Source organism: Polaromonas sp. Polasp52 (assembly GCF_059491565.1).
This window is the reverse complement of sequence record NZ_CP168513.1, coordinates 4,764,288-4,776,804: the sequence shown is the minus strand read 5'-3', so window position 1 is coordinate 4,776,804 and position 12,517 is coordinate 4,764,288. Positions and strand designations below refer to the sequence as shown.

Here is a 12,517-nt window from a genome sequence, read left to right as displayed (position 1 = left end):
GAACCAAGGAGTCCCGCCATGAGCATCCTCGCCGATTTCCCGCATTTTCCCTCCGAAGGTCCCAAGCTCACGGCGCGCCAGCAACAAATCCTGGAACTGATCCAGAGCGCCATCGCGCGCACCGGCGCACCACCCACCCGCGCCGAAATCGCCAACGAACTGGGTTTCAAGTCCGCCAATGCCGCCGAAGAACACCTGCAGGCATTGGCCCGCAAAGGTGTCATTGAACTCGTCAGTGGCACCTCCCGCGGCATACGCCTGCGCGGCGACACCCTGCGCTCCATCAACGAATCGCGCACCAAACAGTTTTCCCTGCCGTTGCAAAGCCTGGCCCAACTCGCCCTACCTCTGGTAGGGCGGGTTGCTGCTGGCAGCCCGATTCTCGCGCAGGAACATATCGAACAAACCTATTATTTTGAAAGCGGCCTGTTCCAGCGCCAGCCCGATTACCTGCTCAAGGTTCGCGGCATGAGCATGCGCGACGTCGGCATCATGGACGGCGACCTGCTGGCCGTCAAACAGGCCAAGGAAGCCAAGAACGGCCAGATCGTCGTGGCCCGCCTCGGTGATGAAGTTACCGTCAAGCGCTTTCGCCGCAACAAGAACTTGATCGAGCTCTTGCCCGAAAACCCCGACTTCAAGACCATCGTGGTCGAACCCGGTGAACCGTTTGAACTCGAAGGCCTGGCCGTCGGTTTGATACGCAACACCATGCTGATGTAAGCCATCCAATCGGCCATGCACCAGGTGGCGGGCGTTTGGCTTTCTGGCCAACACCCTGGTGCGGCGGCCCTGCCGGCCTCTCGCCGGTCCGAAATCCTGCCTGTGTAAACCTCTCTCATACAGGAGTTCATCATGGGAATCGTCAGTTTTTCACATTCACCCCTTCTGTCCATCCTGCTGGCCCCCGCGCAGGCGCTGGCTGCCTGGTTTGTGCCCGCGCAAACCAGGTCCGGCCGGTATGGCGCCCCTGCACGTGTCCAGCGCGCAAGCGGCCAGCTGGCATTGCCTTTTTCTTCGGGTGCCGCAACGGCCCCGCGCGAAACCACCCCGGCCGGCAAGGCCATGCCCAAGCGCCCTGCGCCCAGCCGCCTGCGCGTCGTGCGCGAATTCGACGCCAATGTCGGCCCGGCCTGCGCCGGCCGCATGGTTATCTCGGGCCGCATGGCCGACGTCTGCGCGGAGCTTGAGCGCATGGCCCAGCGCGAAGCCGCGCTGCAGTAAACAGCAAGCCCGGCCCACACTCGCCCCCTGCGGCAAAGGCCCATGAGCCCGCGCAGTGCGCTACCGCCAGGCTGAAATACCGTAGCAGGTTTCCTGGCGATACAAAATGAGCCTGTTCGGGTAGCCCTTCCCGCAAGCAAGAAAAATCTTGCAGGCACAATATCGGCATGAATATTGTGATCCTCGACGACTACCAGGACGCAGTGCGAAAACTGAACTGCGCTGCCAAATTGGAGGCTTACCCCGCCAAGGTCTATACCAACACTGTCAAAGGCATAGGCCAGTTGTCCGTCCGGCTCAAGGATGCCGACGTCATCGTCCTCATCCGGGAACGGACCCAGCTCAGCCGGCAGGTCATTGAAAAACTGCCCAAACTCAAGCTGATCGTGCAGACCGGCCGTGTCGGAGGCCACATCGACGTCGCGGCCTGCACCGAGCGCGGCATCGCGGTGGCCGAAGGCACCGGTTCACCCACGGCACCGGCCGAACTGACCTGGGCCCTGGTCATGGCAGCCATGCGCCGCATCCCCCATTACGTGGCCCACCTCAAGCACGGCGCCTGGCAACAGGCCGGCCTCAAGTCGGCCTCCATGCCCCCTAATTTCGGCATAGGCTCCGTCCTCAAGGGCAAGACCCTGGGCGTGTGGAGCTACGGAAAGATCGGGCAAATCGTCGCCGGCTACGGCCGGGCTTTCGGCATGCGGGTCATCATCTGGGGCCGCGAGGCCTCGCGCGAACGGGCCCAGGCCGACGGCTACGAAGTCGCCGGCAGCAAAGCCGAGTTTTTCGAACAAAGCGATGTGCTGAGCCTGCACCTGCGCCTGCACGATGAAACCCGCGGCATCGTCACGCTGGAAGACCTGTCACGCATGAAAACCACCTCCTTGCTGGTCAACACCTCGCGCGCCGAACTGATAGAGCCCGAGGCGCTGATTGCCTCGCTCAACCGCGGCCGCCCCGGCCTGGCGGCCATCGACGTGTTTGAATCCGAGCCCATCCTGCAGGGCCACGCCCTGCTTCGCCTCGAAAACTGCATCTGCACGCCGCACATCGGCTATGTGGAGCAAGACAGCTATGAGATGTACTTCGGCGCAGCTTTCGACAACGTCGTCAATTTCATCAAGGGCACGCCCACCAACATCGTCAATCCCGGCGCCCTGCAAGTGCGGCGCTGAGGCGGTGTATTTCCCCTGAGGCGGGGCCGAACTAGGCTTTGGGGCCCGGCCTGGAGGGCGGCGCGTCGAGGTCGAACTCGATGAGGTTGCTGAAATCGCCGGCTTCGGGCGCCATGTCCATCATGGCGATGGCAGGCAGCGGCGCAAGGGCGTCGCCGGATTCCTCCTGGCTCAGGTCAATGTCCAGCCCCAGCCTCGGTGAAACGGGTGGCCGCGTCAAGTCCAGGCTTGGCGCAATTTCCGTGGAAAAAGCGCCAGCCCCGGCGACCGGAAGCGCAACCGGAAGCGGCGGCGGCGCCTCCTGCAAGCGGGCGGACAGGGGCAGGATGTTGGTCGGGCCAAAGCTGCTCGCCTGCGGCAGGGCGGCAGTCAGGCTGGGCATCCTGGGTACTGGCGCACCGGCGCCCTCCCCGGACTCGGCGGGCCGGGTAACAATCTTCTTGGCGATGGAGTGAAGCAGCAGCAGCTCACGGTAGGCTGCAAGGCTGAAAACCTCGCTGCGCGAATCCGGTTTGCGAAAGATCGACTCTTCCAGCACATCCAGCACCTTGGGTGTGGGCCACAGCGACTCGATGCGCGAGAGGGCCGCCACGTAATACTCCAGGCCGTGCGTGTCCATCGCATAGTCGTCGAAGGCGGGCACCTGGGCATTGAACATGCGGTGGAAGTCCTTGCGCAGCGCGTCGTAGTCGTCCTTGCGGCCCAGGCTGTGGTAGAGGTCGAACAGGTCCAGATAGACCAGCGCGCTGGTTTCCACGTTGTCCATGATGTGCAGGCGCAGCACATCCACAGCCTTGTCGGGATGGCCCAGCGAGACGAAAAAATCCGCCTGCTGCTGGACATCGAACAGCTCTTCGGCATTGACGATGCGGGGCATGCCGCTCAAACCGCCCAGGCTGGGCAGGAATTCGGGACGGTCCACGGGCTCAGCCGGCCTGGATGCGGGCAGCTTGCGCGTGCTTTCAAATTGAAGCGCATCCAGATCCAGGTCCACCGCCGGCATAGGCGCAGGCGCAAGGCCGGCGGACCGGGAGGCCGGCCCCGTCTCATCCGTAAAACCGCTGGGCTTGCCCTGGCCGGCTTCCTTGTCCCACCAGTGGCTCAGACGCAGCGCGTGCTGGCGATCGCGCCGCCAGAAAAAGCCGGCCGCCAGCAACGCGAGCAGCAAAACGGCACCCAGGGCATACACCAGCCAGTTGCTGTAGCGCTCCTGGCGCGCCTGCTCCAGCTGGCCGCGCAGGTCCGTCACGGCCAATTCCGTTTTGCGGCTTTGCGCCAGCATCGCGGCCACGTCGGATTCCAGGGACTTGAGCCGCTGGCTGTCACGCGCCATGTCTTGCGGCTGGGCGTTAAGCGCCTGCCACAGTGCGGCCGCGGAGGCTCGTTGCTGGGCATCGGCGGAAGGCAGGGTCAGCAACTCGGGCGATGCGCGAAGCACGGGGTCGCGTTCGGCGGCCAGGTCTATGGGGGCCAGTTGCAGGCGTGGCCCCGGTTTGCGCACCGGCGCTGGGGGTGGTGCCTGTTTTGGTGCCTGTTTGCCAGCCGTGCGGGCCGGTGGCATGGCCAAAGAAGAGGCCATCGCGGTGCTGGTGCGGGTTTGCGGCTTGGCCTTCGACGTCCCGGCTAGGGATGGTGCCGCCGTACCCGCCGCCGCAACAGCCGCCGCTTGCGCGAGTGTCGAGGGTACCGGGACGCTGTTGTCGCCCAGCATCTCGGCCAGCAACACATATTTGCGCGAATTTTTCTGCAGGCAGCCCTCACGCGCGTACAGCGTCACGACCGGCTCATCGAGCACGACAGTCGTGCGGATACGGACCAGGACTTCGCCGGCACCGGCGCCCGGCGAGATCGAGGTGCGTACCTTGTCGGGGGAAATCTGGCTGTCGCCGAAAAACACCTCGGCCGACAGGCAGACGGAGGATGGGTTTTCGGTGCCTTCCAGTTGCGCGCTCAGCGTGACGTCGAGCGGACCGCCCACGATGGCCGCACCGCGCACGCGGCCCAGGGACGCGGCCAGCGTGCTGGCGGCAAGCACCATCAACAAAGCGCCAAGCAGGCATTTCAGAGACTTCTCGGCGGATTTCATGGGGTGGGCGAATTTTGCCACGCGCCTTCGCTGAAGACGCTCAGCCATAATTCGGCCATGAAAGTAAATTTTGCAAATGTGGGAATAGTTGGCACTGGCGCGATGGGACGCGGCATTGCCCAGATCGCCGCGCAGGCCGGCAGCACCGTCAGGCTGATGGACGCGCAAGCGGGCGCCGCCGAAAAAGCGCGCGAAGCCATCTGCGCCCAATGGGACAAGCTGGTTGAAAAAGGCCGCCTCGAAGCCGCAACGGCCGCCGCGCACAAGGACCGCCTGGTGCTCGCCGGCACTCTGGCCGATCTCGCGGGCTGCGACCTTGTCGTCGAGGCCGTCGTCGAGCGCCTGGATGTCAAGCGCGCGCTGTTCGCCGAACTGGAGGCCCTGGTGCCCGCGCAAACGGTACTGGCCAGCAACACCTCTTCGCTTTCCGTGACCGCCATCGCGGCGGCGCTCAAGCACCCCGAACGCCTGGCCGGTTTTCACTTCTTCAACCCGGTTCCGCTGATGAAGGTGGTCGAGGTGATCGCGGGCCTGAAAACCAGCCCCGGCGTGTGCGAGGGCCTGAGCCAATACGCCCGGCAAATGGGCCATACGCCCGTGCAGGCGCAGGACACGCCCGGCTTCATCGTCAACCACGCGGGCCGGGGCTACGGCACCGAAGCGCTGCGCATCGTCAGCGAAGGCGTCGCCGATTTCGCCACCATAGACCGTATCCTGCGCGACCAGGCCGGCTTCAAGCTGGGCCCCTTTGAGCTCATGGACCTGACCGCGCTCGACGTCTCCCATCCGGTGATGGAGTCGATTTACCACCAGTACTACGAAGAGGCGCGCTACCGCCCCAGCGTGATCACCGCGCAGCGCCTGGCCGGCGGCATGCTGGGCCGCAAAACCGGTGAAGGCTTTTACCGCTACGCGGACGGCGCCATGCAGGTGCCCGCCGAACCCGCGCCTCCCCAGGTCACCGAACTCCCGCCGGTCTGGGTCTCGCCCCGTGCCTCGCGCCGCGCTGAACTGCTGCAGCTGCTCAAGAACCTGGGCGCCAAAATCGAAACCGGCGCCTCCGCCTCGCCGCAGGCCCTGACGCTGGTGGCGCCGCTGGGCTTTGACATCACCACGGTCGCCGTGGTCGAGCGCCTGGACCCGGCCCGCACCGTCGGCATCGACATGCTGATCGACGACGCGGCCACCAAGCGCCGCGTGCTGGCCACCAACCCGGCCACACGCAGCGACATGCGCGACGCCGCGCACGCCCTCTTCGCCCGCGACGGCAAGGCGGTCAGCGTGATCCGCGACAGCGGCGGCTTCGTCACCCAGCGCGTGGTGGCCACCATCGTCAACATCGCCAGCGACATCTGCCAGCAGGGCATCTGCAGCCCGAAAGACCTGGAAACCGCCGTGACGCTTGGGCTCGGTTACCCCCTGGGCCCACTGGCCATGGGCGACCGTTACGGCCCCACCAATGTGCTGGAAGTGCTGTTCAACATGCAAACCGTTTACGGCGACCAGCGCTACCGCCCCTCCCCCTGGCTGCGCCGCCGCGGCGCCATCGGGCTTAGCCTCATGCATCAGGAAGAATGAAACACCCCCGTCGGATGCTCACTTCGTGTAGCACCTTCCCCCCTCGAGGGGGCGGCGCCTGCGGCCTGGCGAAGCCAGTTCCGCGGCCCCCACTGACGTGGGAATCCGCTCTCCAGCTACCCCTTCTTTCGCATTGGAACAAGTGACATGGCAGGCGCAATCAAGAGTACCAGCGAGGGCCAGACCCTTATCCTGACGATCAGCAACCCGGAGTTCAGGAACGCCCTGGGGCCCGACATTTATGCCGCCGGCATTGAAGCCCTGAACGCCGCCGAGAACAATCCCGACATCCGCAGCGTGGTCATCACCGGCGAAGGCGCGATTTTCTGCGCGGGCGGCAACCTGCAGCGGCTGGAGGCCAACCGCCGCGAGGCGCCCGAGGTGCAGGCGCAGAGCATAGAAGGCCTGCACAACTGGATTGACTCGATTCGCACCTACCCCAAGCCGGTGATCGCCGCCGTGGAAGGCGCGGCCGCCGGCGCCGGTTTTTCGCTGGTGCTGGCCTGTGATTTTGTGGTGGCGGCCGACAACGCCGTGTTTGTGATGTCCTACAGCACCGTGGCGCTGTCGCCCGACGGCGGCGGCAGCTGGGCGCTGGCGCGCGCCCTGCCGCGCGCGCTGGCCAGCGAACTGCTGATGAACGGCGAACGCATAGGGGCGCGCCGGCTGCATGACTTCGGCCTGGTGAACCGGGTCACAGCCCCCGGCGAAGCCCTGGCCCAGGCCCGGGAACTGGCCGAAAGCCTCAATGCGCGCGCGCCCAACGCGCTGGCCAGCATCAAGGAGCTCATCAACGAAGCGGCCGGCAACACGCTGAACCAGCAGCTGGCCCGCGAGCAGGACCACTTCGTGCGCAACCTGCACGATGCCAATGCCGGCGAAGGCATAGACGCCTTCCTGAACAAGCGCACGCCGCACTACCGCTAGGCAGGCCTTTTGCGGGCAGGCCGGTCGCAGGCCGCCCGGCCCAGCCACTCCCCGGCACTCGCCGGGCGACACCCATGCGACAGCCCGCTGGCGCCGGACGGGTCCCTCAAGCGACAATGGACGTCTTGTTAGTCACTCAAAAGACAGACCATGGACGATCCCATTCTTACGATAGAGGAACGAGAGGCCATCAACAACGGCCGCTGGTTTTCATCCCTGTCCCCATCCCTGAGGCACGACATATTCCGATGCGCCTACGTCAAACGCTACAAAGACGGCGAACTCATCAGCGCCCGCGGCGATGTGCCGGAAGAATGGATCTCCTGCGCGCGCGGTGCCATTCGCGTGAGCTCGACCTCGATTTCGGGCAAGCAGGTGACCCTGACCTATGTGGAGCCCGGCCTCTGGGTCGGCGACGTGGCGATCTTCGACGGCGAGCGGCGCACCCACGACTCCTATGCCCATGGCGAGACCACGCTGCTGTGCGTCTCGCGCGCCGACCTGCGCAAGATATTAAGCCAGCACGTCGAGCTCTACGAAGCCCTGCTGCGCCTGCATGCGCGCCGCATACGCCAGCTCTTCGGCCTGGTGGAAGACCTCAACACCCTGCCCCTGCGCGCGCGCCTGGCCAAGCAGCTGCTGCACCTGGTGCGCAGCTACGGCGTGCCCAGCCTGGCGGATGGCGGCGAAGTGCGCATAGGCCTGCAGCTGGCACAGGAGGAACTGGCCCAGTTGCTGGGCGCCTCGCGCCAGCGCGTGAACCAGGAACTCAAGGCCATGGAGCGCGAGGAAGCCATACGCATAGAGCCGGGCGGCCTGGTGGTGCGCAACCGGCAAGCCTTGATGCGCATTTCCGAAGCCGAAATCGAAAAATAAACACACAGGGGCAAGCCCTTTGAGCATGAGCAACTTCGACCACTTTGTCGGCACCCGAGCCGTGTCCGGCGCCCATGCGTTTGACCTCGACGCGCTCACCGCTTACCTCAGCAGCCACCTGCCCGGCTTCAAGGGCCCGCTGACGGCGGAAATCTTCAAGGGCGGCCAGTCCAACCCGACTTACAAGCTGCTCACGCCAGGCGCGTCTTACGTGATGCGCGCCAAACCCGGGCCGGTGGCCAAGTTGCTGCCTTCGGCCCATGCGGTGGAGCGCGAATTCAAGGTCATGCAAGGCCTGCAGGGCACCGATGTGCCGGTGCCGAAGATGTATTGCCTCTGCGAAGACGAGTCCGTGATTGGCCGCGCCTTCTACGTGATGGAGTTCGTCGAAGGCCGTGTGCTCTGGGACCAGTCCCTGCCCGGCATGGACAAAACCCAGCGCGGCGAGATCTACGACGAGATGAACCGCGTGGTCGCCGCGCTGCACAAGGTGAGGTTCGCCGAGCGGGGCCTGGCCGACTACGGCAAGCCCGGCAACTACTTCGAGCGCCAGATAGGCCGCTGGAGCAAGCAGTACGCAGCCTCCATCACCCAGCCCATCGCCGAAATGGACAGCCTGATGCAATGGCTGCCGGCCAACATCCCGGCCAGTGCGCGCGATGAAAGCCTGGTCTCCATCGTGCACGGCGACTTCCGGCTCGACAACCTGCTGTTCCACGCCACCGAGCCGCGCGTGCTGGCCGTGCTCGACTGGGAACTGTCCACCCTGGGCCATCCGCTGGCCGACTTCAGCTACCACTGCATGGCTTGGCACATCCCGCCCGGGGCCTTTCGCGGCATAGGCGGGCTGGATGTCGAAAGCCTGGGCATCCCCACCGAATCCGAGTACATACGCCGCTACTGCGAGCGCACCGGCCTGGCCACGCCCGAAGCGCTCAAGGCCGACTGGAATTTCTACATGGCCTACAACCTGTTTCGCATCGCGGCCATCCTGCAGGGCATTGCCAAGCGGGTCGAAACCGGGACCGCCTCCAGCGCCCAGGCCGTCAGTTCGGCCGCCGGCGCGCCGCTGCTGGCCAAGATGGCCTGGGGCTTTGCCCTCAAGAGCCAGGGCTGACAACAGCCTCAGCCCTCCCCTTTACAACAACACCGCCCCACACCCCTTCTGGAGATTTCATGGACTTCAACTACACCCCCAAGGTACAGGAACTGCGGGCGCGCCTGCTCAAGTTCATGGACGAGCACATCTACCCGAACGAGGCGCGCTTCTTCCGCGAGATCGCCGAGAACCGCGCCAAGGGCAATGCCTGGGTGCCGACAAAGCTGGTCGAAGAACTCAAGCCCAAGGCCCGCGCGGCCGGCCTGTGGAACCTGTTTTTGCCGCACTCGCCGCGCGCCCCTGAAGGCCTGTCCAACCTCGAGTACGCGCCGCTGTGCGAAATCATGGGCCGCGTGCCTTTTGCGGCCGAGGTCTTCAACTGCTCGGCGCCCGACACCGGCAACATGGAAACCATCGCCCGCTACGGCTCCGAGGCCAACAAGGACCAGTGGCTGGACCCGCTGCTCAAGGGCGAGATCCGCTCGGCCTTCCTGATGACCGAGCCTGAGGTCGCCTCCTCCGACGCGACCAACATCCAGTGCCGCATTGAACGCGACGGCGACCACTACGTGCTCAACGGCCTCAAGTGGTGGTCCTCCGGCGCGGGCGACCCGCGCTGCGCCGTCTACATCGTCATGGGCAAGACCAACCCCGACGCCGGTCGCCACGAGCAGCAATCGATGATCCTGGTGCCGGCCAACGCGCCCGGCATCACGGTGATCCGTCCGCTGTCGGTGTTCGGCTACGACGACGCACCCCACGGCCATATGGAGGTGCGCCTGACGAATGTGCGCGTGCCCGCCGCCAACCTGCTGCTGGGCGAAGGCCGCGGTTTTGAAATCGCCCAGGGCCGCCTGGGCCCCGGGCGCATACACCACTGCATGCGCAGCATAGGCATCGCCGAGCGCGCGCTGGAACTGATGTGCAAGCGCCTGAACAGCCGCGTCGCCTTCGGCAAGCCGATTGCCAGTCAGTCGGTCTGGCACGAGCGCATTGCCGAGGCGCGCTGCATGATTGAGCAGGCCCGCCTGCTGACGCTCAAGGCCGCCTACATGATGGACACCGTGGGCAACAAGGTCGCCAAGGCCGAGATCGCGATGATCAAGGTGGTGGCGCCCAATATGGCCTGCCAGATCATCGACTGGGCCATACAGGCCCACGGCGGCGGCGGTGTGTCGGACGACTTCCCGCTGGCTTATGCCTATGCCAGCCAGCGCACCCTGCGCCTGGCCGACGGCCCGGACGAGGTGCACCGCGCCTCGCTGGCCAAGCTGGAACTGGCCAAGCATCTTTTGATGCCCGGCGAAGTGGAAATGCCGATCACGCGCGGCGGCTGAAGCCTCACAAGGTCAGGTCGTTGGACAGGCCGGCGATTGCCGACTCGCAGGCCGTGGTGAAAATCAGGGCCGCGTGCTCCAGCGTGGGCATGTCGGCCGGGGTGTACTGCATGCGCAGATAGGCCTTGCCGCGCAGCACCATCAGGATAAAGGGTACCTGCGGGTCGGGTGCCGGCTCGGGCCAGGACATCATCAGCTCGACCAGCTGCGGGTCCAGCCAGGCCATCGCATTGGAGCGGTGGTCGGCCATCACCGCGTAGCGTTCCCAGAAAGGCTTGGGCAGGCTTTCCCAGCCGACTTCGGGGTACATAGCCAGCCAGCGCACCTCTTCCGGCATGTTGGGGTCGGCGGTGGTCTGCAGGGTGTCGGTATAGGCCTGGTAGGCCTTTTTTTCCAGCGCGTCCTTCAGGGCCCGGTTCATGACCAGCACGGTGACGTCGTCGTTGACCTTGATCTCGCCCCGGGCGCGCAGTTCCTCGCCGCGGATGTAGTCGCGCGATGGGCGGCCGCGCTCCATCTTCCATGGCTTGCCGCCCACATTGCCCTTGAGCGCAAAACCCTTGCCCTGCCCCATGCCGGTGAAAGAAAAGCCGCGGGTCCCGGCCCATTCGGACACGGCTTCATCCGACGTGGCCGCATCGCCGGCATCCGCCTTACCCGCAACAAAGACTTTCTTCAGCCGCTCGAACATGGTTTTCGCTTTTCTCTTAAAGTGCAGCGACCATCATAGTAGTCAAGGACACCCCGATGATCAATGTTTACTCATGGCCCACACCCAACGGCCATAAAGTCCACATCATGCTGGAAGAGTGTGGCTTGGTCCTGGGCCGTGACTGGCAGGCCATTCCGGTCAACATCGGCACCGGCGACCAGTTCAAGCCCGAATTCCTGGCCATCAGCCCAAACAACAAGATCCCGGCCTTGGTCGACCCGGTGGGCCCCGACGGTCAGCCCATCTCCGTCTTCGAATCCGGCGCCATCCTCCTTTACCTGGCCGCCAAGACCGGCAAGCTGCTGCCGAAAACCGACCGCCTGAAGTTCCAGGTGCTGCAGTGGCTGATGTTCCAGATGGGCGGTGTCGGACCCATGATCGGACAGACCCACCATTTCCGTCAGTATGCGCCCGAAAAAATTGACTACGCGATCAAGCGCTACACCAATGAAACAAAGCGCCTTTACGGCGTGATGGACAAGCAGCTGTCCACCCACGGCTTCATCGCCTGCGACGAATACAGCATTGCCGACGTCGCCATCTTCCCCTGGCTGCGCAACTGGGAAAATCACGGCATAGACTGGGCCGACTACCCGCACCTCAAAAAATGGTTCGACCTGGTCAGCGAGCGTCCCGCCGTGCAGCGCGGCGTCAAGGTGCTGGCCGAGCTGCGCAAGCCCATCACCGACGACAAGGCGCGGGAAGTGCTGTTCGGCAAAACGCAGTACGAAAAGCGCTGAGTCGGGGCCCGCCGGCCGGGCCGGCGGCCGGCGATTGAAGGTATGATTCGCGACGAGCTGGAAACGGCGGCCGCCGCTGCGCGGCCTTGCCCCGGCTTGCACACACAGACTGCCCGTAGCTCAGTTGGATAGAGCATCAGCCTTCTAAGCTGAGGGTCGGGGGTTCGATCCCCTCCGGGCAGGCCAGACATGGCGCCAGCCGCGCGCTCACCCGCTATCCGCAAACTTCGCTGACACCGCCGACCAAGGCTGGAGGTATATATTCGGGGTTACGGCCGCGAGCCCGAAGGCCGTCAAAACCAAGGAGGCGAGCAAACATGCCCAGACCAACCATGCTGCTGGTGGAGGATAACCCCGCTCACGTCGAGTTGACGGTGGTGACGCTGCAGGAAAACGGCGCCGACCATGAAATCATCGTCGCCCGCGACGGCAAGGAAGCCCTGGACTACCTTTTCTGCGAAGGTGCCTACAGCGGCCGGCCGTCCGACCAGCCGCCCGAGCTGGTCATGTTGGACCTGAATTTGCCCGGGCTCAGCGGCGCGCAAGTCATGCAGCGCATGCGCGGCGACCCTCGCACCTTTTTTGTGCCCGTCGTCATCCTGACCTCCGAGCCCAAATACTCCCCGATCGTGAAGGAAATCCAGGGCGGCCTCGCCAGCTATGTGCGCAAGCCGCTGCATTTTCGGGATTTCCAGGAAAAGCTGGAACAGGTGCGCGAATACTGGCGCACGTCCAACTTCGGGCCGCTCAAATCCTGAGGTGC

At 64.8% G+C, this 12,517-nt stretch carries 12 protein-coding genes and 1 tRNA gene; 11 read left to right on the top strand and 2 right to left on the bottom strand.

Annotation, left to right across the window (positions count from 1 at the left end; all coding sequences use genetic code 11):
• The first annotated feature begins 18 nt into the window (after positions 1-18).
• The 3 genes from lexA to ACEN9P_RS22365 all read left to right on the top strand — a co-directional run bounded on the left by lexA (position 19) and on the right by ACEN9P_RS22365 (position 2,399).
• Positions 19-723 carry a transcriptional repressor LexA gene (gene lexA / locus ACEN9P_RS22375; protein ID WP_007872461.1) on the top strand — a complete coding sequence of 235 codons (705 nt, stop codon included), beginning with the start codon at positions 19-21 and terminating at the stop codon, positions 721-723.
• 132 nt (positions 724-855) lie between these two features.
• On the top strand, positions 856-1,224 hold the full coding sequence (locus ACEN9P_RS22370; protein WP_495620497.1) for a hypothetical protein: 369 nt from the start codon (positions 856-858) through the stop codon (positions 1,222-1,224).
• 167 nt (positions 1,225-1,391) lie between these two features.
• On the top strand, positions 1,392-2,399 hold the full coding sequence (locus ACEN9P_RS22365) for a D-2-hydroxyacid dehydrogenase family protein (RefSeq protein WP_477661756.1): 1,008 nt from the start codon (positions 1,392-1,394) through the stop codon (positions 2,397-2,399).
• Positions 2,400-2,430: 31 nt separating this feature from the next.
• On the opposite strand, the gene ACEN9P_RS22360 is transcribed toward ACEN9P_RS22365, so the two are convergent.
• Positions 2,431-4,485 carry a hypothetical protein gene (locus ACEN9P_RS22360; protein ID WP_495620496.1) on the bottom strand — a complete coding sequence of 685 codons (2,055 nt, stop codon included), beginning with the start codon at positions 4,483-4,485 and terminating at the stop codon, positions 2,431-2,433.
• A 57-nt stretch (positions 4,486-4,542) separates the two neighbouring features.
• Here ACEN9P_RS22360 and ACEN9P_RS22355 point away from each other — a divergent pair, with 57 nt between their 5' ends.
• The 5 genes from ACEN9P_RS22355 (at position 4,543) to ACEN9P_RS22335 (ending at position 10,302) form a co-directional block, all read left to right on the top strand.
• On the top strand, positions 4,543-6,063 hold the full coding sequence (locus ACEN9P_RS22355; protein ID WP_495620495.1) for a 3-hydroxyacyl-CoA dehydrogenase: 1,521 nt from the start codon (positions 4,543-4,545) through the stop codon (positions 6,061-6,063).
• Positions 6,064-6,210: 147 nt separating this feature from the next.
• Entirely contained in the window at positions 6,211-6,990 is a 780-nt protein-coding gene (locus ACEN9P_RS22350) for an oxepin-CoA hydrolase, alternative type (RefSeq protein WP_007872452.1), read from the top strand.
• Between the two features lie 150 nt (positions 6,991-7,140).
• Complete coding sequence (locus ACEN9P_RS22345) at positions 7,141-7,866, top strand: Crp/Fnr family transcriptional regulator (protein ID WP_007872449.1); 726 nt, start codon at positions 7,141-7,143, stop codon at positions 7,864-7,866.
• A 25-nt stretch (positions 7,867-7,891) separates the two neighbouring features.
• Complete coding sequence (locus ACEN9P_RS22340; protein WP_495620494.1) at positions 7,892-8,983, top strand: phosphotransferase; 1,092 nt, start codon at positions 7,892-7,894, stop codon at positions 8,981-8,983.
• A 59-nt stretch (positions 8,984-9,042) separates the two neighbouring features.
• The gene (locus tag ACEN9P_RS22335) at positions 9,043-10,302 is read left to right on the top strand and encodes an acyl-CoA dehydrogenase family protein (protein WP_495620493.1); all 1,260 of its coding nucleotides are present in this window, start codon (positions 9,043-9,045) and stop codon (positions 10,300-10,302) included.
• Positions 10,303-10,306: 4 nt separating this feature from the next.
• Here the strand turns inward: ACEN9P_RS22335 and ACEN9P_RS22330 are convergent, their stop codons facing one another.
• Complete coding sequence (locus ACEN9P_RS22330) at positions 10,307-10,993, bottom strand: hypothetical protein (protein WP_074574159.1); 687 nt, start codon at positions 10,991-10,993, stop codon at positions 10,307-10,309.
• A gap of 56 nt (positions 10,994-11,049) precedes the next feature.
• On the opposite strand from ACEN9P_RS22330, the gene ACEN9P_RS22325 reads away from it, so the two are divergent.
• From ACEN9P_RS22325 to ACEN9P_RS22315, 3 genes are all read left to right on the top strand, one after another.
• Entirely contained in the window at positions 11,050-11,754 is a 705-nt protein-coding gene (locus ACEN9P_RS22325; protein WP_495620492.1) for a glutathione binding-like protein, read from the top strand.
• Positions 11,755-11,863: 109 nt separating this feature from the next.
• Positions 11,864-11,940 (top strand) — tRNA-Arg (locus tag ACEN9P_RS22320).
• A gap of 131 nt (positions 11,941-12,071) precedes the next feature.
• Positions 12,072-12,512 carry a response regulator gene (locus tag ACEN9P_RS22315; protein ID WP_413330475.1) on the top strand — a complete coding sequence of 147 codons (441 nt, stop codon included), beginning with the start codon at positions 12,072-12,074 and terminating at the stop codon, positions 12,510-12,512.
• Positions 12,513-12,517: the final 5 nt, after the last annotated feature.

What these genes read in the sequence shown, in the direction of transcription:
- ACEN9P_RS22365 (WP_477661756.1), top strand. Translation starts at nt 1,392, where the DNA reads ATGAATATTGTGATCCTCGACGACTACCAGGACGCAGTGCGAAAACTG.
- ACEN9P_RS22355 (WP_495620495.1), top strand. Translation starts at nt 4,543, where the DNA reads ATGAAAGTAAATTTTGCAAATGTGGGAATAGTTGGCACTGGCGCGATG.
- ACEN9P_RS22340 (WP_495620494.1), top strand. Translation starts at nt 7,892, where the DNA reads ATGAGCAACTTCGACCACTTTGTCGGCACCCGAGCCGTGTCCGGCGCC.
- ACEN9P_RS22325 (WP_495620492.1), top strand. Translation starts at nt 11,050, where the DNA reads ATGATCAATGTTTACTCATGGCCCACACCCAACGGCCATAAAGTCCAC.
- ACEN9P_RS22350 (WP_007872452.1), top strand. Translation starts at nt 6,211, where the DNA reads ATGGCAGGCGCAATCAAGAGTACCAGCGAGGGCCAGACCCTTATCCTG.
- ACEN9P_RS22315 (WP_413330475.1), top strand. Translation starts at nt 12,072, where the DNA reads ATGCCCAGACCAACCATGCTGCTGGTGGAGGATAACCCCGCTCACGTC.
- ACEN9P_RS22335 (WP_495620493.1), top strand. Translation starts at nt 9,043, where the DNA reads ATGGACTTCAACTACACCCCCAAGGTACAGGAACTGCGGGCGCGCCTG.
- ACEN9P_RS22345 (WP_007872449.1), top strand. Translation starts at nt 7,141, where the DNA reads ATGGACGATCCCATTCTTACGATAGAGGAACGAGAGGCCATCAACAAC.
- ACEN9P_RS22370 (WP_495620497.1), top strand. Translation starts at nt 856, where the DNA reads ATGGGAATCGTCAGTTTTTCACATTCACCCCTTCTGTCCATCCTGCTG.
- lexA (WP_007872461.1), top strand. Translation starts at nt 19, where the DNA reads ATGAGCATCCTCGCCGATTTCCCGCATTTTCCCTCCGAAGGTCCCAAG.
- ACEN9P_RS22330 (WP_074574159.1), bottom strand. Translation starts at nt 10,993, where the DNA reads ATGTTCGAGCGGCTGAAGAAAGTCTTTGTTGCGGGTAAGGCGGATGCC.
- ACEN9P_RS22360 (WP_495620496.1), bottom strand. Translation starts at nt 4,485, where the DNA reads ATGAAATCCGCCGAGAAGTCTCTGAAATGCCTGCTTGGCGCTTTGTTG.